Source organism: Streptomyces sp. RP5T (assembly GCF_003933965.1).
Classification (GTDB): Bacteria; Actinomycetota; Actinomycetes; order Streptomycetales; family Streptomycetaceae; genus Streptomyces.
This window is the reverse complement of record NZ_RSAJ01001136.1, coordinates 1-1095: the sequence shown is the minus strand read 5'-3', so window position 1 is coordinate 1095 and position 1095 is coordinate 1. Positions and strand designations below refer to the sequence as shown.

Here is a 1095-nt window from a genome sequence, read left to right as displayed (position 1 = left end):
CCCCCGACCTGGACCCGGTCGGCGCCCTCACGGGACTGGGCACACCGACCGACCTGTGACCCGACCGACCTCCGGCCGACGCACGACCCCTGCCCCCACCCCGTGAAGGCTGTGTGAGAGTTCGCCGGTGATGTGCGGGAGCCCGCTGTGAGGAGCGGGGGCTCCGGGTCCGGGCCGCGGGGAAAGGCGGTTAGCGTGGGGGCCGTGAGCCAGACGCAGATCCCCGCCCTCCAGTACCGCTTCGACGGCCCGGAAGAGGCCCCCGTTCTCATCCTGGGGCCCTCGCTCGGGACCACGTGGCACATGTGGGACCGCCAGGTCCCCGAACTGGCCAAGCAGTGGCGGGTCTTCCGGTTCGACCTGCCGGGGCACGGCGGTGCGCCCGCCTACCCGGCGGGTTCCGTCGGCGACCTCACCGACCGGCTGCTCGCCACGCTCGACCGCTTCGGGGTGCAGCGCTTCGGCTACGCGGGCTGCGCGCTCGGCGGCGCGGTCGGCATGGAGCTGGCGCTGCGCCACCCGGAGCGGCTCGCCTCGCTCGCGCTGATCGCCGCCTCGCCCCGCTTCGGCACGGCCGACGAGTTCCGGCAGCGCGGGGTGATCGTACGGACGAACGGGCTCGACCCCATCGCCCGTACCTCGCCGGAGCGCTGGTTCACCTCCGGGTTCGCCGCCGCCCAGCCCGCGATCACCGAGTGGGCCGTGCAGATGGTGCGCACCACGGACCCCGGCTGCTACATCGCGGCCTGCGAGGCGCTGGCCGCGTTCGACGTGCGGGCCGACCTCGCGCACGTCGGTGTGCCGACCCTGGTCCTCGTCGGCTCCGACGACCAGGTCACCGGTCCCGCGGAGGCCCGCACCCTGGTCGCGGGCATCCCGGACGCCCGGCTCGCCGTCGTGCCCGGCGCCTCCCACCTGGTGCCGGTCGAGCAGCCCGCCGCCGTCACCGATCTCCTGGTCCGGCACTTCTCCACCGCCTGGCAGCCCGCCTTCGACTCCAGCACCGGCCAGACGGCGATCCCCGCCGCCCAGGTCGCGCCGGTCCTCGCGTCCGCGCCGCCGCATCCCGTGCCGATCGCCGAGATCGCCCCCGCC

Annotated in this window: 1 protein-coding gene; it reads left to right on the top strand. The window is 75.3% G+C overall.

The features are described 5' to 3' along the window. Window positions 1–204: 204 nt before the first annotated feature. A partial coding sequence (locus tag EHS43_RS44980) for an alpha/beta fold hydrolase (protein ID WP_125196100.1) occupies window positions 205–1095 on the top strand: 891 nt, incomplete at its 3' end.